This window comes from Pseudomonas sp. A214 (assembly GCF_900156295.1).
Lineage (GTDB): Bacteria > Pseudomonadota > Gammaproteobacteria > Pseudomonadales > Pseudomonadaceae > Aquipseudomonas > Aquipseudomonas rhizophila.
In genome coordinates this window covers 1,523,095-1,543,795 of sequence record NZ_LT707062.1, presented here as the reverse complement: position 1 = coordinate 1,543,795, position 20,701 = coordinate 1,523,095, and the positions used below count along the sequence as shown (strand labels likewise).

At 55.3% G+C, this 20,701-nt stretch carries 14 protein-coding genes; 5 read left to right on the top strand and 9 right to left on the bottom strand.

What is annotated here, in order from left to right:
- Positions 1-387: 387 nt before the first annotated feature.
- The 5 genes from BW979_RS07015 to BW979_RS06995 are packed head-to-tail and all read right to left on the bottom strand — an operon-like array spanning position 388 to position 9,227.
- On the bottom strand, positions 388-1,104 hold the full coding sequence (locus tag BW979_RS07015) for a M48 family metallopeptidase (RefSeq protein WP_076383486.1): 717 nt from the start codon (positions 1,102-1,104) through the stop codon (positions 388-390).
- The gene (locus tag BW979_RS07010; protein WP_076383485.1) at positions 1,104-4,220 is read right to left on the bottom strand and encodes a type I restriction endonuclease subunit R; all 3,117 of its coding nucleotides are present in this window, start codon (positions 4,218-4,220) and stop codon (positions 1,104-1,106) included. The genes BW979_RS07015 and BW979_RS07010 overlap by 1 nt, the downstream gene beginning before the upstream one ends.
- The gene (locus BW979_RS07005; RefSeq protein ID WP_076383484.1) at positions 4,217-5,641 is read right to left on the bottom strand and encodes an ATP-binding protein; all 1,425 of its coding nucleotides are present in this window, start codon (positions 5,639-5,641) and stop codon (positions 4,217-4,219) included. Before BW979_RS07005 ends, BW979_RS07010 begins: the two co-directional genes overlap by 4 nt.
- On the bottom strand, positions 5,638-6,828 hold the full coding sequence (locus BW979_RS07000; RefSeq protein WP_076383483.1) for a restriction endonuclease subunit S: 1,191 nt from the start codon (positions 6,826-6,828) through the stop codon (positions 5,638-5,640). Before BW979_RS07000 ends, BW979_RS07005 begins: the two co-directional genes overlap by 4 nt.
- Positions 6,819-9,227 (bottom strand): type I restriction-modification system subunit M, encoded by a 2,409-nt coding sequence (locus BW979_RS06995; protein ID WP_076383482.1) that lies wholly within the window; start codon positions 9,225-9,227, stop codon positions 6,819-6,821. Before BW979_RS06995 ends, BW979_RS07000 begins: the two co-directional genes overlap by 10 nt.
- Positions 9,228-9,549: 322 nt before the next feature.
- Between BW979_RS06995 and BW979_RS06990 the strand changes: the two genes are divergently transcribed.
- The gene (locus BW979_RS06990) at positions 9,550-11,274 is read left to right on the top strand and encodes a DUF6119 family protein (RefSeq protein WP_076383481.1); all 1,725 of its coding nucleotides are present in this window, start codon (positions 9,550-9,552) and stop codon (positions 11,272-11,274) included.
- A 293-nt stretch (positions 11,275-11,567) separates the two neighbouring features.
- On the opposite strand, the gene BW979_RS06985 is transcribed toward BW979_RS06990, so the two are convergent.
- The 4 genes from BW979_RS06985 to BW979_RS06970 all read right to left on the bottom strand — a co-directional run bounded on the left by BW979_RS06985 (position 11,568) and on the right by BW979_RS06970 (position 16,264).
- Entirely contained in the window at positions 11,568-12,569 is a 1,002-nt protein-coding gene (locus tag BW979_RS06985) for a restriction endonuclease (RefSeq protein ID WP_076383480.1), read from the bottom strand.
- A gap of 392 nt (positions 12,570-12,961) precedes the next feature.
- Positions 12,962-13,321, bottom strand: coding sequence for a DUF6124 family protein (locus tag BW979_RS06980; RefSeq protein WP_076383479.1), 360 nt, complete (start codon positions 13,319-13,321; stop codon positions 12,962-12,964).
- A gap of 701 nt (positions 13,322-14,022) precedes the next feature.
- A complete protein-coding gene (locus BW979_RS06975) occupies positions 14,023-15,297 on the bottom strand; it encodes a glycoside hydrolase family 68 protein (RefSeq protein WP_076383478.1) in 1,275 nt (424 codons plus the stop codon).
- A 508-nt stretch (positions 15,298-15,805) separates the two neighbouring features.
- Entirely contained in the window at positions 15,806-16,264 is a 459-nt protein-coding gene (locus tag BW979_RS06970; RefSeq protein ID WP_047229458.1) for a GNAT family N-acetyltransferase, read from the bottom strand.
- A gap of 254 nt (positions 16,265-16,518) precedes the next feature.
- On the opposite strand from BW979_RS06970, the gene BW979_RS06965 reads away from it, so the two are divergent.
- From BW979_RS06965 to BW979_RS06950, 4 genes are read left to right on the top strand one after another with little or no spacing between them, the layout of a single operon-like run.
- Positions 16,519-17,142 carry a CDP-alcohol phosphatidyltransferase family protein gene (locus tag BW979_RS06965; RefSeq protein ID WP_076383477.1) on the top strand — a complete coding sequence of 208 codons (624 nt, stop codon included), beginning with the start codon at positions 16,519-16,521 and terminating at the stop codon, positions 17,140-17,142.
- A 10-nt stretch (positions 17,143-17,152) separates the two neighbouring features.
- Positions 17,153-18,910, top strand: coding sequence for a bifunctional alpha/beta hydrolase/class I SAM-dependent methyltransferase (locus tag BW979_RS06960; RefSeq protein WP_076383476.1), 1,758 nt, complete (start codon positions 17,153-17,155; stop codon positions 18,908-18,910).
- Positions 18,910-20,253 (top strand): phosphatase PAP2/dual specificity phosphatase family protein, encoded by a 1,344-nt coding sequence (locus tag BW979_RS06955; protein ID WP_076383475.1) that lies wholly within the window; start codon positions 18,910-18,912, stop codon positions 20,251-20,253. Before BW979_RS06960 ends, BW979_RS06955 begins: the two co-directional genes overlap by 1 nt.
- Positions 20,243-20,698, top strand: coding sequence for a hypothetical protein (locus BW979_RS06950; RefSeq protein ID WP_076383474.1), 456 nt, complete (start codon positions 20,243-20,245; stop codon positions 20,696-20,698). Before BW979_RS06955 ends, BW979_RS06950 begins: the two co-directional genes overlap by 11 nt.
- Positions 20,699-20,701 lie beyond the last annotated feature (3 nt).

The following is a 20,701-nucleotide window of genomic DNA, read 5'->3' as shown; positions in this document are numbered from 1 at the left end:
CCCTGCTTTCCCCCTGAATCACCCCTAACCCAATGATTCCACACCACTTACCACTGGGATTCTGAAGCAAACCCGCGTATCCTCCGCCCCACATTTGCGAGCCCACACCTCGCACCGACAAGGCAGATCACTTTCTGACCAAGTCCCACAGCCGGCCGCAAGAGCCGGATGTACGTTTTGAAGGCTGGTGAGGTTTGTCAAAAACGAACTGAGTTAGTCAACGAGAAGCCGGCCATAAGCCGGCTTTTTAATATCCGATAGCTAGCAAACAAACACTCGCTAGGGTGTGCCACGTGCAAAGCAGTTCTTGGCTACAAGGCCAGTCGTGCCCTCAGTCTCCATTAGATGGCTGCGTGGCCTAGGATAAAGATAAACGTCAAGAGACTATCAGTGCTCCCACTCTTCATGCCGGACTGGTAAGCGGTTCAGCTCATCCTTTATCTGTCGCCAGTGGGGTATGAAATTATCCATCAATGCTATAAACCGGGCGTTGTGGGTAGACTCAATCAGGTGCGCCAGTTCATGCACCAGAATGTACTCCAGACATTCCGGCGGCTTCTTCGCCAGCTCGGTGTTCAGCCGAATATTGCCGGTGCTCGGGTTACACCCCCCCCAACGGGTTTTCATCCGCTGCACCAAGATCCGCCGAACGTTAACACCCATCCGAAACTGCCACTTCTCCAACAGTACCGGCAGCCTCGCCCGAAGCTGTTGACGATACCAACTTTCAAGCAACTCCCCCCGGCGTGCTTCGTCACTGCCTGGCCGTACCTGCAAAACCAGCGTGGAATGCTTCAACTCGACAGCGGGCGGGGCGTCGACTTCGATCACCTCTAGCAGGTAGCGCCTGCCCCATACCTGATGACTTTCCCGGTTCAGATATTCACGCTCCGTCTCGCGGGGCTGGACACGCATTTGCCGTTGCTGCGCTTTGATCCAGCTCAGCCGAGAAATAGCAAATGCGCGCAGAGTATCCAGCCCCATATGCATAGGAGCGGAGATACGCACTCGACCCTCCGGCGGATACACATAGAGGTGTGCGTGCTTATTGTTCTTCCTTTGAACCTCGACACGGATGTCACCAAGGTCAATATGTTCGGGCATCAGTATTCCTGATGAGCAACAATGATTGGAAATAGGCGTTCGACTTCTTCTACGGCATTCAACACGCCATACATAGCCTGCTTGACCATCATTTCCTTAGCCTGGACGCCACGCCAACCATCCGGTCGCGCCTGCTTCACTGCTTTGTCGATCTTCAGCGCCAGGTCCAAAACGGCATCCCCCCCTGACTGACCATAGGGCATTGGCGGCTCGTACACCGAGTTCTTTGGCGTCAGGTTGTTATAGAGTGCCAGCTTACCAGGGGTGTTCAGCGCTTGCGGCGTTCCCTGTGCCTTGCCTGCCTGCACTTTGGCAGCCAGTTCACCAATACGTTTGAGATACTCCTCGTACTCGATGGCCTTTTCCTTACGCAGTTTGATAATTTCATCGAGCAGCGCAGACATTTTTGCGAAGTAGGCCGGGTCGGTCAGGTTTTCCTTGATGATCTTGCTGCGGACGTTGTTCTCAATCGTTTCGGCCACAGCTCCTTGATTACCTTTCATTTCACCCAATTTCTCGGCAATGGCCTGACCAATGCCCGTCTTCACAATCAGCTCAAGTAGCCCCATATTGTCAAAGGGAGAAATCTTGCGCGGCTCACTGGCATCAATATAAGTGTCGATCAGATGTCGCATGTCCGCTTCGAACGGCTTGATATCGAGCGTTTCACCACTGGCCATGCGGATGATCTCGCGTAGCATCAGATAGCGATCCCGCTTACGCTTGATCTCTTCAATTTGCGTGGTGCTGTAACCCGCCGCTTCCATCTCATCAGCTAAATTCGCATACGCGCGCAGCAGCACGACTACGGCCTTATAGAAAGCCACTCGCAGCGGTTCGCGGCTCTGCAGATCGTCAGCTATCTCGGTATTGCCGCAGAAATAATGAATATGCGCTAACTCATCCTTTGGCGGAGCAACAGGTTCACACAACAGCGCCAGCGCCTCTAGGGCATCGTCCAAACGCTCCTTGCCCTGCGCCAGACGATCGTGCAACAGCACTTCTGGATCTACTCCGCCAGCGCTGTGATCCAACTCTGAGGTGTAGACCGCAATGGCATTCTCCACGCTCTTGAACAGATCCTTATAGTCGACGATGTAGCCAAATTCCTTGTCCTCGCCATCCAGACGATTGGTCCGGCAAATGGCCTGAAACAGGCCATGGTCATGCATCGACTTGTCGATATACAGATAACTGCATGGGGGGGCGTCAAAGCCGGTGAGCAATTTATCTACCACCACCAACAGCCTCATGCTGGCGGGTTCTTTGATAAATAGCGCCTTGGCCCGTTCCTCATAGGTTTCAGTTTTGGTCATACCAGGCTTTGCCTGTATACCTTCCAGCAGGTCCATGTAGGTGCTGTAGATAAACTGCTTGTCGGTTTCAGTATTGGCGCCGGTTTCTTCCAACGTCACATCCTTGGCTAGCGGGTTGTAGGACGTAATAACCGCGCATTTGTTCTTGAACAGCGTTTTTTGGAACAGCGTGAAGTACTTACAGGCCTCATAGATGCTGGAGGCGACGAAAATAGCGTTTCCGCGCTGACTCGACAGACGCGGTTTGGTACTGAAGTCGAAGATGATATCCGCCACCACCCGGTCCATACGCGACTTGGAGCTAAGCACATTCTGCATGGTGCCCCACTTCTGCTTCAGCTCGTCCTTCTGCCACTTGTTCAATGCCTTGGTGCTGTTCTCGAACCACTGATCAATTTTGTCTGAAGACCCAAGCCTCGTATCGATATCACGGGCTTCGTAGAGCAGGTCCAGTACCACCCCATCCTCCACCGCCTCACTGAACTTGTAGGTATGAATGTAACCACCAAACACTTCCAGACTAGTGGCTTTGTCCTGCTTGAGCAGCGGCGTGCCGGTAAAGCCTATGAACACCGCATTGGGCATCAGCGCCTTCATCACTCGATTGAGCCGACCGCCTTGGGTCCGGTGGCACTCATCGACAAATACAAACAGCTCGCCCAATGTCTGGCTTGGTTGGGCCTGCAATTCCTTGATAAAAGCCTCGAAGGCTTTATCGTCCTTACCTTTAGTCGAGCCGCCAAACTTGTGCACCAGCGAGCACAACAGGCGCGGACTTGGCTGGCTTAGCTGGCGCATCAGTTCCTGACCACTGCCAGTGCGGCAAATGGTTTCGCCAGCGTCGCGGAACACCCTTTCAATCTGCTTATCCAGCTCGTCGCGGTCAGTGATGATAGCCACGCGGGCGTGCGGGTTATTCTCCAAAACCCACTTTGCCAGCAGCACCATCAAAATACTTTTGCCTGCGCCCTGAGTGTGCCAAATAATACCGCCCTGGCGCTGCTTCACGTGCGTTTGCGCTGCCTTGATGCCAAAGTACTGGTGCACCCGCGGCAACTTTTTAACACCACCGTCAAACAGCACAAAATCGTGCATCAGCTCAATCAGCCGGGCCTTGTCGCACATTTTCAGAAGGTACTTGTCCAGCTTGTAGCCATCGTTGTCGGACTCATCTTCCTTCCATGTCAAAAAGTATTTTTCCTGAGTGCCTGTTGTGCCATAGCGCAAACCCTCAGAGTCATTGCCAGCAAAGACGAACTGCACCGTACTGAAGAACCACTCATTGAATTCCGGTTGTTGGTTGGACAGGCTCTGGCGTATACCGTCACCAATACTGATGCGACTGTTTTTCAGTTCCAGCACGCCAATAGCAATACCGTTCACATACAGCACGATATCTGGCCGACGCTCCAGCTTGCCCTTGAGCGTCACCTCCTCGGCGATAGCGAAATCATTTTTTAACGGCTCAGCCCAGTTGATCAGGTGCACCGTTTCGGTCATCTTGCCAACGTCGGTCTTCACCGGCACACCGTAGCGCAGCAACTGGTAAACCGCTTGATTGGTGCCATAGAGCGTGCGATCGGATTTGTTGGCCTCAGTGTTGAGTTTGTGCAGTACGGCATTGATCTGCGCCTGGCAATATCCCGCGCCGCTCAGATAGGCACCGAGTATCCCCTGTTCAATATTGCTGTTATCGACGCGCTCCGCCCAGTCGCCGAGATGCCTGTAACTCAACGCCTCGACAAACAACTTAGCCACACGATTTTGGGTCACGCGTTCTGCTTTGCCGATATCAGTCATTTGAGTATTTCCCAGCGTCCATTCTTGGTTGGGCCAACATGCCGGATCACCCCGGCCGCTCGCAGCTTGTTTAGATGATATTTGATCCCATCAGCACTCAGGCCGAGTTGCGTCGCTAATTCACGCCTGGTTGTCGTCGGTTGCTGACGTAATAGGGCCAGAATTTTTCCCGGCACCGTTTCCGAGCTGATTTCTTGGGTAGCTTCTTGGGTAGCTTCTTGGGTAGCTTCTTGGGTAGCTTCTTGGGTAATCAGCCGTATTGCCGTTGGTGTTTCCCTCAATATCCATCGTTCCTCACCCAAGGCATCGGCGAGTTGCGCAGGATCAGCTCGAAAGGTAAGCATCAAGCCCGACAGACTGGTGTCGAACAGCGGCGGAGGTATACCGTGCTTGCGGCACTCACTAAGGATTTTCTCGATACCGCGTCCCCAGGACTCCACATAACCAGCACGAAAAAATGCCGAAGCCAGCAGCGGATTGAAAGGATGAGACGGATGCTTGGCGAGCAGCTGTTGCTGCGTCCAATGCTCCGGCAAATGGCCAGGGTTCCAGATCACGACCTGGTGGTCATAGACGCTGATCTGGATAGGGATACCGCTGGCATAATCCTTGTGAATCACCGCATTGAGCAGTGCCTCGCGCAAGGCTTGCAAGGGGAACAGATAACGCTCTATGCGCTGGATTCCTTCATAGCGGATATATGCTTTGAGATATTTGCTGTGCAGCAGCTCCAGGGTCTTTTCCACTTGGGAGAACAGATCGCCGTGGATTTGGTCCTGATACCGCAGATCGTCATCGGTGACGAAAAAACCAATCTTGATAGAGGCACCCGGTACGAAACGTTCGGGCTGGGTGCCAAACAGCAGCGCGGTGGCGCGTTTCAGATAGTTACCTTCCTCCAATTGCAAGCTGGCCAACAAGGCAGTGTCGCTGTCTTCCAGCACCGCGTCGTCCACCCGCCCGCTTCTGGCTGCCCGGATTCGGAACCCTTGCAGTGCGGCAGGCTGGCAATCATCTAGGGTGAGACCGGGTAATGGCACACCATCCCAGTGCAGACCCTGCTTACGCAGTAAAAAGCGCGACAGTGCCGCGCCTTTCAATTCTTGTTTAGTGCTGCCGCTACGATAATGGTATTCGCCCTTGTAGCTGACCGGACTGGGGTATGCCGGCACCACAATCTCCAGCAGCGCTTTGTCCGCTTCCTTACGCAGATTCACATCCACCATGATCCCCAGCACATCGCGTACCTTGTTCGGGATCTCCTCCAGCAGGCGGGCCGCATCGACCACGCCCACCGGCTCGCCGGCATCGCTACGGCCAATTTCCAACACGCCGCCCTCAGCATTGGCGAAACCGCATATCCACTTCAGATACTCGTCGCGCCACACGGCCTTCCATTCCCGCTGCTGGTGCTCACTCATACCAATCGAATCCTTCCGGTAAGGAGTTCTTGCATCATGCCTTGCTTAAGGTTGCGGGCTTTTTGCAATTTGCTTTCTAAGGTGGCGAGCTCATTGTCCATTGCTGATAGAGCACAAGCGATAGCAATTTGCTCTGCATACGGAGGAACCTCGCACTCCAGTTTCAATATTTTAGACACTGAAAGCCCTGGTTGTGCGGATGATTCTGCGTACTGATTCAAATTCATCCGAATCAGTACTCTGGAGATCCAATTAATATCCACCTCTTTTTCTGCGGACACAACAATTGCATGTTCAGAGGCAAAGAACCGTCCTTCGGCGATCTGGACATTTCCGCACAGCGCCCCTTGCCTACCTATAAGAGCATAAGTACCTTCATGTGTAAAACTATTGGTAAAGCCGCGCAAACCATTCCCACCAAAACATGGAAAAAGAGAGTACTCATTTATATTTGCACGAGTTATTCCGACGCCACTTTTCATATGGCAAATGGCACCTAATCGCCTTACTTTCCACTCCTCGCTAAATCCCGGAAGGCGACGCTGACCGGTAAGAAGCCCCTGCATCGTGCCTTGCTTGATCTGACGCTTTTTGTTCAGTAATTGCCGCAGGGATTCGATCAAAGCATCCACATTGCTCAACGCCTCAGCAATGGCCATTTGCTCATCTAGTGAGGGCGGGAATACCGCCAAAATCTTCCTGACCGTTGATAAGTTCATACCGGCCTTGGCGCCGGAATCCGTCAATGCTCGAAAGAGCGCCTGGCCATTCGCTGACGCGAGAAAATAACTTGTATAGAGAGAGTTAACAGCGGAAGGGTCAAGCCTGACTAAGGCAATATGCTGGTTAATATACGCTGGCTTTGGGACCTTGGCATCGACATAACCAACAACCCCAATATCAGCAGTGATTGAAATAAGTAAATCACCATCCTTCAGTTGAGTGCGCGCACCTTCGGAGTCATCTTTGGGAAGTGAAACGAATCTTAAATCATCCAGTTGTGGGTACAACCAACCTCTCGAAAGATTTGTAATTCGTAGAAAAATCGCACCAAACTCTGAATAGTAATTAGCCCAGCCACGTGAGCCGCTGGTTATGAAAGGAGCAAAATCGCCCAACTCTTTTACAGACCAACTTTCCGGAATTATCCCAACTTCAGTCTTCTTGTACCCCGATTTCAGCTCCATACAAACCCCATCTTCTGCAGATGCTCGGCCACTTTAGCTTCCAGCTCGCTAGCGCGACGTGTCAGTTGCGGCAGCGGGGTTTCATAACGCTCAGCCAGTTCCTTTACGCGCTGAGTCAGTGTCTGGCTGACGCGATCCATCTCACCATTAATGGCGGCCATCAAGGTACCCAGCCATTTGTCATCGACGGCCAACTGCTTGATTCCCACTTCGGTCAGTTGCGGATACTTGGCATACGCCTTTTCGTCCAAATCACCCTCTAGCTCCCTAAGCTGCTTTTTCAGCGCAACTTCTTGGGCAGTCAGCACTTGCCATTGCTTGAGCACAGCCAGTTCCTCGGCCGCCCCCTTACCGAGATCTTTGATGCGCTCCTTTACAGTGGCGGCGTTGATCTTCTCGAGATCGGCAAATACGCCTTCATCGCCACTGTGTTCCTCCTCCATCTCGGCCAGGGTTGCACTGGTTGCTTCTAGGTCGGCGCTGATCTGGTCGATCTTTGCCTGCTCGACACCGAAGTAGCGGGCGATGATCAGTTTTTTGGGCAGAAGATCACAGGTCCAGCCTTTGTCCCTTTCCTTACCCTTCTTGTCCTTCTCGATAATGCGATAAGTCTCGGCCTTCCAACCGTCCGCAGCGATCAAATAGGCGTCGTCCTGCATCACATCGGCCCAGTAATCCATCAGTTGCTGGTAAACATCATAGGCATCGATCAGCGGCTGATTCCGGTAATGCAGCAGCAGGCTTTCAGCAATCTCATGAATCAACTGTTTGGGATGGAAGCCTGGCCGCAATGCTTTGAGGTTTTTCGTCACCGGCACACGCCAATCGTCAAAATGCGTGCTCATACCGGCAATAAAATCGACGAATTGCGGGTGTCCATAGATGCAGTTTTTAATTTCAGCCTTGTCCACGTTCAAATCGAAGTAGCCAGGGCGGTTGGCGCGAAACAGAGTAGCCTCGAGCTGCGGGCACACCGCCCAATAGCCGGCCAGCGCCTCGATATCCGCAGCCGGAATCCCACCCTTGAGATGGCCTTCGATATCCTGCCTGTCTTCGACCTGGGAGCTATCGATATAGCGCGGCAGATTAAGGTTGAAGTCGTTCTTTTCGATCTCTTCGAAACTGACCATACGGGCGTAACAAGGGTCGCTGGCGTCCTGACGAATGAAGACGTCGACGATTTTGTGAACATCTTGCTCACGCAGGCGGTTCTTGGGCCCTTCCTTGATGAAACCTGCGCTGGCGTCGAGCATAAAGATGCCTTTGCGACCCGACGCATGTTCCTTGTCGATCACAATAATGCAGGCCGGAATACCGGTGCCATAGAACAAGTTGGCTGGCAGGCCAATGATGCCTTTGATGTAGCCGTGACGAATCAGCTTACGCCGTATCTCGGCCTCGGCATTACCGCGAAACAGCACCCCATGTGGCAAGATGCAGGCAGCCTTGCCCTCACTTTTCAGTGATCGGATGATGTGCAGCAAATAGGCGTAGTCACCCTGCTTGGCCGGTGGCGCACCAAAGGTTTCGAAACGATTAAAAAGGTCATTCAGCGGATCCAGCCCGGTGCTCCAGCGCTTGTCTGAAAACGGTGGATTGGCCACAACGTAATCGAAGTTTTTCAGCAGGTCATGATTACCCGCTTTAAGCGTAAAGGCCGGGTTGGTCAGGGTGTTTCCCTGGGCGATCAGTGCCGTGGGGTTATCGTGCAGAATCATGTTCATGCGCGCCAAGCCACTGGTGGCCGAGTCTTTTTCTTGGCCGTAAAGGGTCACAGGCGTTCCTGCTTCATCGGCAACCTTGAGCAACAGCGAACCCGAGCCGCACGTGGGGTCATATACGCTGGTATCACTGCTGGTTTTTGCCTGCCCGATACCAATGATTTTGGCGATGACTTTGCTCACCTCGGCCGGGGTATAAAACTGGCCCTTGCTCTTGCCTGAATCCTTAGCAAAGTGCTGCATTAAGAATTCGTATGCATCACCCAGAATGTCATCGTGAGCAGCACGGTTCTTTGAGAAGTCGAGCGCAGGATTCTGGAAGATAGCGATCAGATTGGTGAGACGCTCTACCTTTTCCTGACCGGAGCCGAGCTTGTTGGCGTCGTCGAAGTCCGGCAAGTCAAACAGTTTGTTGGCACTGGCTAGGGGCGCGATGATCTTCTTGTTGATCTGGTCGCCGATATCCGGCTTGCCCTTGAGCGCGACCATATCGGCAAAACTGGCACCGCCCGGTATGGTGATAGGGGCGAAGGCTTGGCCAGCATACTTATCGCTGACGTATTTGATAAACAACAACACCAATACGTAATCCTTGTATTGGCTCGGATCCATGCCGCCGCGCAACTCGTCGCAGGAAGACCATAAGGAGGAGTAGAGCTCTGATTTTTTGATGGCCATGTGTAATTGATTTTTCCGTAGCTGTCTGAACCATCAGGCATGGCCCGATGGCATATCTATTCGTCTTTTTTGCGGGAGCCTTAGCAGTTGCACCGTCAGAGTGACAACAAAGCGGAAGAGCTTTCCACGGTGGGATGGGGTTCGACCGCTTGCTCGAAATGGGCATCATTCTATCCGTTTCTCGCCCATCAGAACCGTTGATCTCCTCTCTCAGGGTCGACAAAGGCAACGCGCCTGAGACGGCATTGCAATTAGCCACCACGACCATCAGAATCTGATCAACCGCAAGATATTGGCATTCACATTTCAGTAGAGATCCAGAATGGCACGGAATGCTGTTAACTCGATCACCGTGAGGCTACTCAAGCCTACAAAAAAACCGTCAGATGCAATCAGTTCCACTTACGGGCCAGGTGGCGCCCGAGCACTGAAAGATCAGGACTGGGATGGCGACGGTGAGGGCATTGTCTACTATGGCCAGGTCTACGACACCGTACCTGAGTGGCTGAGCCTTCTTCAGGACTTCGTCAGCGATCCTTTCGACGCGCTTCACTCAAGTGGTTCAGCGGCAATTTTGTTCTTGAGCGTTAAACAGAGATGGATGGCGCTGTGCTTCGGATATGCACATATCGCGCTGAACGAGGATGCTTTCGTGCATCAGTTCGGGCTGAAGGTTGCCTTAAATACCGTAAGACGAGGGAGCCTTCTGAGTCTCGACCTCGCGACTCCGGATGCGGTCACGTTTCAGCGGCGGGTACAAGCCAGCAAGCTGTCCGACTTTAGCCAATTCGGGGTAGACACCCTGCGAGATCTCGCAAGAGTTGCAGGAGGCAAACCCGAAAATGAGGCTTTCGCCAAATTCGTTGCGGGAAAAGATGCCCTCAGCCTGGATACACCACTCACCCCTTCGCAGTTCCACAGCAAGTGCGTCGAGATTCTGAAAGCCTTCAAATCCAGGGCATACAAACAAGATTATGCCTGGTTTGACAATGTCAAAGTTGAGACTACTTCCTCTCGCCTGGAACAACTGGACAAACTTCTCTTCCAGGAAATTCAAGCCATCCGAAGTGGCTCAAACAGCTTGCTACATATGTCTCCTCCGGAGATTCAGAACTACGTTGAGGGAGCGGCCATTCAATATTCGGGCTTCAACAGCCGTAAGCCTGAATTCACTAAGCTTTCAATCGAGGATTACGCTGCTGAGCTTAATCGATTGAGTTGCAAACACACGATTCAAGAGATAAAAACGTCTCACAAAATCCGCGCTGAAAACCTGAAGACAGGCGCTATTGAGCCCGGATGGAAAGTTTATGATTGCTTCAACTGGGAGGTAACCCTCACTACACCAACACCTACAAACTACGTATTGTTCGCAGGAAAATGGTACAAAGTTTCGAAAAAGTTTAAGGACAGGGTCGATGAGCACTTTGACAAAATTGAGGACATCGTAGTCATCGGGCCAACCAAATGCCTTAACGAAGAGGAGCTAATCGAAAACTTACTAAAAAATCGGCCTGATTTGATCAAGCTTGATCGTACAAAGATCAATCCGGAAGGCGTCGTCGCCGCTAACCTGGAGCCCTGCGACTTCTACTCAAACGACAAATACTTTATTCACCTTAAAGATGGGGAGTCCTCTGGGCCGATCAGTCACTTGTGGATGCAGGGTGTTGTCAGTGCTGAGGCTTTTGTTGCCGACAGCGAGTTTCGCCGAAAGCTAAAGGATACGGTCACAGCGACGAAAGGCGGATCGGCCTTTGTCGGAACCCTTCCGGACGGGCGCAAGCGAGAGGTGGATCGGGGCGAGTACACCGTTGTCTATGGAATCATGCGTCATAGGTATGTTGACGGGACTATCGGCATTCCGTTTTTTAGTAAGGTCAGTCTGATGGCCGCCTGCGATAGACTTAGACGCACTGGAATGAACATCCGTAAGGAAATCATCGAGAAGTTGACGCCCAAGCCTCCGGCAAAAAAAGTCAAGTCAAGAGGACCTACGAACAAAGCCAGAAAGACCAGCTCCGGCAAGCCTCCAGCCGGACCTTAAATCCTTTTGATTCGGCCTACGTTCACTCGGGCTAGGCACATGATCGGCTGAAGCCCAAACACGGAGGTTGGAGACTGTCCTATCCGGCAACTGTGCAGCAACCTACTGCACAATTTTGAGAGTTCATCGTTCGCCGACCAATTGTAGCCACAGGTCGGGTCCGAGTCAGCTGCTTGCGGGCCAAATAGGTTCTCTAGTGCACAGAAATCCAAAAGCTCAAGTGAGCAAAAACCGAGTTGAATTGCGCATATAGCAGACTCACCTGAGGAGATCGGGGGAGTCGGCACACTTCTCTACGCAGGCACGTAAAAGTAGCTCAACGGCACCAATCGCTTAGTCTCTGGATCGGTAGCTGGATAATGCGCCATCAACGTGCGAGCCAATTCATCCAGCGTCCACATTGTCAGATGCACGTTAGCCCGCTCACCCTCATAAAGCGCCTCCTTTGTGAACCCTCCAGTACTCACATACAGCCCTCGATCCTCCTTATGCCGCCCACCAAGAAAGCTGCGGATCTCATTACTCCCCATCCGTACATTTCGATGCTTAACCTCGACAACAATGCGCGGCGGCTCAAATCCAAAGCCGTCGGGCGAAGCAATGATGTCTTTGCCACGATCAGCACCGGCTGGGGAGACGAGCGTTTTGTAGCCCATCGCTCGTAAGATGCCAGCAACCAGCTCCTGCATTTCAGACCAGTCCAGGCTATTGATTTGGTCCTTGATGCGCTCGAAAGCAATTTCCTGAACACCTTTCAGCGGATCTTCAAGAGCTTCGGGATCGTCGATTAAGTCCTTAGGTGGCGCAGATACGTCTTTACCGGTAGCAAGAGCAAGCAATTCCTTCTGAGCAACCTCCGCGACGTTAAATATGGTTAGCGTGGACCCCAAGCTATTTCTGCTGACGCTGTTTAGCTTGTCGCGATCAACCTCATGCGGATACCACTCAACAGGCCTGGTCAACGACATTCCATCGTCTGCCAGATCGGGACGAAGCTGGCATGCGCCAGTGAAGCGACCTACCAAGTAGGTCCGGTTCGCAGGCGAGTAAGTGACGACCGTATCGCCTTCTTTGATTTCGTTAACGAAACGGAACACCTGAGAAGCACCCGATACGGCGCTAGCGTCCTTAATACCAGGTTGGAGTTCCTTATAAGCTTGGATCAAGACCTTCCGGGAAACGCCAGGCTTTGCGGCAAGCGCTAACTGAGCCCAACCAATGGCTGCCAGATTGCGATCCCTGAAGTCGTCATAGAGACGACCGCCATCACCTCGAACCATCCACATCGTTGGCATAGTGGTACTCATCCTGTCCACGGAATCGGAAAGTGAATGTAGCAATGGTGATAGCACCGTGTGAATCAAAGCTTTCAGAAAGCCAGCCTTAGGCACTCCTGGGCACATGCCCAGCTCAGGTAACACGGGCCGGCGATTCAAAATGGAAGCAAAGCACACTGCAGCAAGCGCTACCGACAATAGCGATTTAATAAACCAGTCCGCATAGTTACCGGTTTAGGGCGATGCCGTGGTCATGATCTACATTAGCGATTAAATGAAATTCACAGCCAAAATTGAGCGACGACCCCTCGGCGCTCCCATACCCGACGCCCATTGCCGCGAGCTCTCACGAAAAAAGGCCTTGCTGAGCAAGACCTTTTTTCCTCTCAAAGCGCGAATGCCTCGCCCTTCTACCTCACCTCAACAATATCCAAAGCCCGATTCGCCAACAGCTCACTCACCTCAATCACCTGCAAGATCCCCATCGCAACACGCCGCCGCGAACCCTCAAGGTCAAACGCCAGATCGTTGATCATGGCATTGGCCGCAGCCAGGTTTTCACTGAGACTGGCAAGCAGACATTCCGAATCAACATCAGGTGCGATGCGTAGGATGGTGTTGGGCTTGTCAGACGTTTCGCTCTTCGGCGTAGGCTTCAGGTAGTAATCCAACGCTCGGTTGGCAGCGTCATCAAGCTTATTGTTACGAGCAGACTGAGCGCGAGATACATGCTCATCTGTGGTCGGAGGGTTCGGTGTAATTTTTGCCATCGACTTAGGTTCCTGTAAGTGATGCTGCAACCACCTCGCGACTAAACGAGAGGGCGGCAGCTGTGCGCAGGTTAGTCGACCGGTGAACCTAAGAATCCCGGCGCGCCCGGGGGCGCCCTGCGCACAGCCACCATCAATACAGGAACAGCAAAGCCTGTCCGACGGAGACTTGGTACGCCTTAGGTTGAGACGGGCGACTAAACCCGATCACTGATGAGCAGTGACAGGATCAAAACTACCGACGCGGCCAAGGGCGCACAAGCCGGCGGATTCTGGCGCAGTTGTAGGCAATGGCGCAAGGCGATGTCAGCTGGATATTGGGGTTGTGTCGGGGCTGCAGATTGGTCTGTAGGCTGCTGATCTATTTGGCTGATGAGCCGCTATCGCGAGCAGGCTCGCTCCCACAGAGGGACGTGTATGCATGTGTCGCTGCTGGCGACATGACGATAGAACGTGTCGCTGAAATCCAAAAATGGCGACACGTCAGGCATTTCAAACATAGGAATGGCAGAGCGGGTTTGCTCGAGGGAACGCATTCGCGACCGACTGCATCCTTGCAGCCAGTCGCGAAGAGGTTACGACTCGTTGTTCAATGGGGCTTGCGAGCAACATCGCAATGAATCAAGCGGGATATCTCGATCATATCCACAACGGTTTTGTCATCGACCGCAAACCCGCTACCTGAATGCCCCGTACTGCTATTACTTGAGCGTGACGTCGAGCATCGGCGGGATGTAACCGTAGTCGTACTCGCCCACCACGAAGGTCTGCTGCCCTTTGATTTTCATGCCCACCGTGGGTGCCTCAGTGCCACCGACACGAATCTGCGTGCCGGTTTCGTCGGTCGGTACGCTGTCGATAAAGGAGGTCACCAGGCCGTTTGGCATCACATAGTGCGAGTAGGTCTGGAATGGCTGGGAGGACGGGTTGCCCAGTACCAGGCCGGAACCGTTCAGCGGCACGTAAGGGCCGAAGAGCGAGTCCGCGACGAAACCGTACACGCCGTCCGGCCCGGTCACGCCGTCGGCGTAGGTGAAGGTATGGCTGATCGTGAACAGGTAGTACTTGCCATCCTGGAACACGAAGTGCGGGCGCTCGGTCTGGTCGTTTACGCCCACGGCGGTCAGCAGTGGCGGCAACATTTCCCAGTCGTCACCGTCCGCGTCGCGGGCTACGGCGATGCCAACGCAGGCGGTCTGGTAGCGCGAGTTGCCGACATCTTCATAACCCGGCGGCACATCGCCGATTTCTGCCTCTCCTACTTTGTGCGAGCCGCGCTCACCGGCCACGTTACCCTCGAACAGCATGTACAGCTTGCCGTCTTTCGGGTCGCGGAATGGCCATGGGTCGCGGAAACCCCAGAACGCGTTTTGTGCTTCGGTCTGGTACATGTTGCCGTCGGCCTCGAACAGCGGCTTGACCTTCTCGAAGCCGACCATGCTGACACCGTGTTCAGTGGTCACCACCCGACCGCGCACCTTGACGATGGTCGCGCCTGGGGTGACGGCGGTGTAATACAGGTCCACTTCGCCTCGGTCGTTCAACAGGATCGGCGTACCGGCCCATTCGCGAGCGGTCGGCGAAACCCCTTCGGCCATCACACGGCCACCGAATTCCCAGTTCTTGCCGGTACGCGAAAACCAGTAGTACATCTTTGCCCGACCGTGACGATCGTTCCAATCGCGGAGGATGTCGTAGTTACCGTCCTCGTCGAGGTACTGCGGGTCGTTTGGATGACGATCGGCCGTCAGGGTGAAGATCACCGACCAGCCATCGACGGACGTCACGTTACCGTCCAAGTCGCGCAGGGGCATGGTGTCCCAGATGAACACGTCGTTGTTCAATACCGGGAAATCCGCGCTGACCAGCGGCTGAGTGGTGGTGGGATCGTCCGCCCGGACTTTCAACGCATCAGCGCGGGTCCAAAGGCTGGGTTGATGGGGTGTTACACCGAATTTTTCAGTGTTGGTTTTCATAAGGTAGTGCCTCGTCCATGAATGGATTCAAATAAATAACGCTTTAGAAATACTGTATGTACATACAGTGAAACCACCTTATAGAGGCTCACCCATGTGGGTCAAGCGAAAAAATGCATTTGTGCATATTTTGGTTTTTTGTTCGAGCTGATACGTTTCAGCCATGAACGTTTGCAGAAGTTAGTTCCAAGGGAGATCGGCGACGTTGCCTGCACGCTCGGTGCTTTGAATCGCTGATTGGTGGAAGGCGCGCGTAACTGCGCAATGGGAGGCAATGCATGGAGGGAGCGGATCGCCGTGATCTGCTCGCGAGGTGGCGAATCAGTGGCGCTGAGGTTGACTGGTGTATCGCTATCGCGAGCAGGCTCGCTCCCACAGGGGGTGGGCGAAAGGACTGCTATGGCGGTGGGTCAGATGCTTGATGGGTGTTGGGGTTGTGTCGGGGGGTTGCCGATGCCCAAGATCCGCGTAGGAACAATCGACTCGCTGGTGTGCGGCACGGCGGTGGCTACAGCTGCCGCGACATCAGCCATTGCTCTTTCCCCCACGCCTCAAAGCGCTCCAGCACTTCCCAGCCAAGCCCGGTGTAGTAGTCGCGCTGGTTGTGGGTGTGCAAGTACAAGGTGGTGAATCCCGCTTCTCTGGCATGGTTGCAGATGCCTTCGATCAGTTGCGCGGCAAGGCCTCTGCGGCGGGCGGTTGGGGTGATGAAGACGCATGCCAGCCATGGGCCGAGTTCTGGTCGGTCGGGCAGGTCGTCGCTGGCCAGTGAGACGCCGCCTAGCAACTGGTCTTGCTCCGTGGCGATCAGGCATTTCCAGTGTCCATCACGTTGGCCCGCAGCGAACTCTTGCTGCCAACTGGCGAGGGATTGCTGGGCGAATTCATAGCTGAATTCCTGGTGAAGCCACTCGGCCATCTGGTCGCATTTGTCCATGTGGTTTTCGAGCCAATCCATTTGCGGAATTTGGAGCGCTCCTTATGTTTGGGACAACAGGGTGTTGACCTGTTTGGCTGATGAACCGCTATCGCGAGCAAGCTATGCTCCCACAGAGGCTTGTGGCAAGCCCGCTCCCACAGGGGTTCTTTATTCACCGGTGAATTCGTTGCCAGATGCCTACCCGCGCGCATTCTCGAGAATTACCCCTCCAGCCAAACCCCAACTATCGTAATCTCGCAGCTGAACAAGCCCAGCCCTGCAACCGGCCGAGATTCATTCCCATGCCCTCCATCTACCAGCTCAAACCCGCCTTCCAGAACCTGCTGCGCCCCATGGTTCAGCGCCTTTACGACAAGGGCATCACCGCCAATCAGGTCACCCTGCTCGCCGGCGTTGTCTCTGTGCTGGTGGGGGCCGTGGTGGCGTGGTTCGCCAATCATCCGGGGGTGTTTATCCTGGTGCCGATCTGGATGCTTCTGCGCATGGCGTTGAACGCGGTGGATGGCATGTTGGCGCGGGAGTTCGGGCAGCAATCGCATCTGGGCGCCTACCTCAATGAGCTATGCGATATCATCGCCGACGCTGCCTTGATCCTGCCTTTTGCCTTGTTTGCCGACGCCAGTCTGTTGCTGGTGTTGTTGGTCACGCTGTTGGCGTTGTTCAGCGAATACGCCGGTGTGCTGGGGGCGATGGTCGGGGCTTCGCGGCGCTATGACGGGCCGATGGGCAAGAGTGATCGCGCCTTTGTGTTGGGCGTGTTGGCGACCGGGATTGCCCTGGGTTGGCTCGAGACACGCTGGGTTGATGGTGTGATGGCGGTGGTAGCCGCCCTGCTGGTTTATACCTTGGTCAATCGGGTGCGTCATGGCCTGAATCAAGTGACGGAAAACGCTCCCTCAGCATAAGGAAGTTGCAATGCGCGAAGCCCAGGAACTGACGTTTACCACCTTTGACGGCGTGGATTTGTTTTACCGGCATTGGCCGGCCGTCGATGCGGCGCCGGGTGAGCCTCGTCAGGCGGTGTTGTTGTTTCATCGGGGTCATGAACACTCCGGGCGCATTGCGCATCTGGTGGATGAGCTGGATTTGCCCGGGTTCGACTTCTTTGCCTGGGATGCACGCGGCCATGGCCAGTCGCCGGGCGCGCGCGGCGACAGTCCGAGTTTTGCCACCAGTGCGCGGGATGTGCAGACGTTTTGCGATCACATCGGCGCAACGCATCAGATCGACGAGCAGAACATCGCCGTGGTGGCGCAGAGTGTCGGGGCGGTGATTGCGTCGACCTGGGTTCACGATTACGCGCCGCGCATTCGTTCGCTAGTGCTGGCGTCGCCGGCGTTCAAGGTCAAGCTTTACGTGCCTTTCGCTCGTCCGGGCCTGGCGCTGATGCGTCGGTTTCGCGGCAACTTTTTCGTCAACAGTTACGTCAAGGCAAAATTCCTCAGCCATGACCCGGAGCGGGTGGCGTCCTACGACAGCGATCCGCTGATCACCAAGGCGATTTCGGTGAACGTGCTGCTGGGTCTCTACGAAGCCGCCGACCGCGTGGTGGCCGATGCCCAGGCGATTCAGGTGCCGACGCAGTTGTTGATCTCAGGTTCCGACTTTGTGGTGCAGCGCAAACCCCAGGAGCAGTTCTTCGAGCGGTTGGGCAGTGTGCACAAGGAGAAACACATTCTGCCGGGGTTCTTCCACGACACCCTCGGCGAGAAGAACCGTGCACCGGCCATCGCCAGTGCCCGTCGGTTCATTCTGCAAAACTTTGCCCGCCCGCTGGACCGCCCTTCCCTGCTGGACGCTGATCGCCTGGGCGCGACCTGCGCCGAGTCCGAAGCCTTGGCGACGCCGCTGCCGCACAATTCGTTGCGCGACCTGTACTGGCGCATGACCCGCGCCAGCATGCGCTTTGGCAGCAAGTTGTCGGCTGGGGTGAAGTTGGGTTTCGACACCGGCTTCGACTCCGGCAGCACGCTGGATTACGTCTACCGCAATCGCCCCACCGGCACCTCGGCCGTGGGACGGATGATTGACCAGAATTACCTGAACTCCATCGGCTGGCGCGGGATTCGTCAGCGCAAGTTGCACGTCGAGGAGCTGCTGCGTTTGGCCATGGGCAGTTTGCGCGAGCAGGACCGCGAGGTGCGCATTGTCGACATCGCCGCCGGTCATGGCCGTTACATTCTCGAAGCGCTGCAAGGTGTCAGTCCGTTGCCGGAGTCGATCCTGCTGCGCGACTACAGCGACATCAACGTGCGGGACGGCAGTGCGCTGATTCTTGAGAAGGGCTTGGGCGATATCGCTCGGTTCGTCAAAGGTGATGCCTTTGATCGCTCGGATCTGGCGGCGCTGGAGCCCAAACCGACGCTCGCGGTGGTGTCCGGGTTGTATGAGTTGTTTGCCGATAATCAGATGGTCGGTGACTCCCTCGCCGGCCTGGCCGAAGCGGTGGAGCCTGGCGGGTTCCTGGTCTACACCGGGCAGCCGTGGCACCCGCAACTGGAACTGATCGCCCGCGCCCTCACCAGCCACCGCGCCGGGCAGGCCTGGGTAATGCGCCGGCGCACGCAGGCGGAGATGGATCAACTGGTGGAGGCGGCGGGTTTCCGCAAGATCACTTTGCGGGTCGATGAGTGGGGCATCTTCAGCGTTTCGCTGGCTCAGCGAGTGCAGTGATGAGCGCCGTCATCGCCCCGGCCCGCGAGCCCGGCCTGCTGAAACCGGCGGTGCTGTGGTTGCTGCTGTTGGCGCCGTTGTTTTTCAGCACCTATGGCTTCGCCACTTGGGTGACGTCCCAGCGGGACGACGTGGGCAGTTTGGTGTTTGGTTGGGAAAGCTACATGCCGTTCATGGCCTGGACCATCGTGCCCTATTGGTCGATTGATCTGCTGTACGGCCTGTCCCTGCTGTTGCCCAACAGCCGCGAAGAACTCAAACGCCACGCCTTACGTCTGCTCACGGCCCAGGCGATTGCGGTCAGTTGTTTTCTGATCTGGCCGTTGCGCTTCACCTTCGCCCGGCCGGAAATGGATGGGGTGTTTGGTTGGCTGTTCGACGTGCTGGCCGGGTTCGACAAGCCGTTCAATCAGGCACCGTCGCTGCACATCGCGTTGTTGGTGGTGCTGTGGGTGTGTTATCAGCGGCACCTGCAAGGGCTCTGGCGTTGGCTGATGCACGGTTGGTTCGCGCTGATTGGCGTGTCGGTGCTGACCACGTATCAACATCACTTTATTGACCTGCCCACAGGTGCGTTGGCCGGGTGGTTGTGTGTCTGGTTGTGGCCGCTGGATCGGCCCAGCCCGCTGAAAAATGCACGTGTGACCGCAGACCCGGCTCGTCTGCGATTGGCTTTGCGCTATGGTTTAGGGGCTGCGGCGTTTTTTGTTCCGGCGTTTGCCTTGGGTGGCGCGTGGCTCTGGTTGATCTGGCCGGCAGTGGCGGTGCTGGGGGTGACGCTGAATTACCTGGTGTTCGGTGCCGATGGCTTTCAGAAGCGCGCGGATGGCCGATTGAGCCCGGCGGTGCGCTGGCTGTTGGCGCCTTACCTGGCGGCGGCGTGGATCAATTCCCGATGGTGGACGCGCAAGCATCCGCAGGCCGATCAGGTGGCCGATAACGTCTGGCTGGGGCGCATTCCCACGCCGATGGAATTGAAGGACAGTGCGTTTACCGGCGTGCTCGACCTTTGCGCCGAAATGTCCATGGACAGCACCGGCATCGCCTATCGCGCATTGCCGGTGCTTGACCTGACCGCGCCCAGTGCCGAGCAGTGCCTGGAAGCTGCACGGATGATCGAGAACCTGCGTCAGCATGGGCCGCTGCTGGTCTGCTGCGCCCTGGGTTATTCACGCAGCGCCAGCGCTGTGGCAGCGTGGTTGTTGCACACTGGCCGGGCCGCCAGCGTCGATGCGGCCATCGTCCAAATCCAGCGGGTCCGCCCGCAGGTTGTTTTGCATCCGGCGCACCGGCGGGCGTTGGAACGGTTATCCACAAGCACGAGGAATGACCATGATCAGTGATATGGAACTCCACACGGTGGCGAGCCTGTTGCGCCGAGGTCACTCGCTGGATCAGCTTTCCACGGGGCTGACCCTGTTGGCGGCGCTGCTGGGGCTGACTCAATTTTTGGTCGGTAGCGTCAATCCTTGGCTGCTGTGCTTTAGCGTCGTGATATTCATGCTTGGCGTGCTGCAAAAGTACTGGGCGCAGCGCGTGGCGTTTGATGCCGACCTGTTCCAGCGCATGGCGGACAGCACCCAATCGCTGGCCGAACGAACCTATACATTGGATCAAGCCCTCACCGCCCTCGGCCTGCAACCGGTCGAACGCAGCGGTCGGCTCTGGACCGAGCGCCGGCATGGCGCGTTGTTGCTGCTGCGCCGCCAGTCGTTGTTGCTGGCCACGCAAGTTGTCTTGACGCTGGGCGTGATCCTCGCAAGTCCCTGGCTAACTTCAGGTATCTAGATA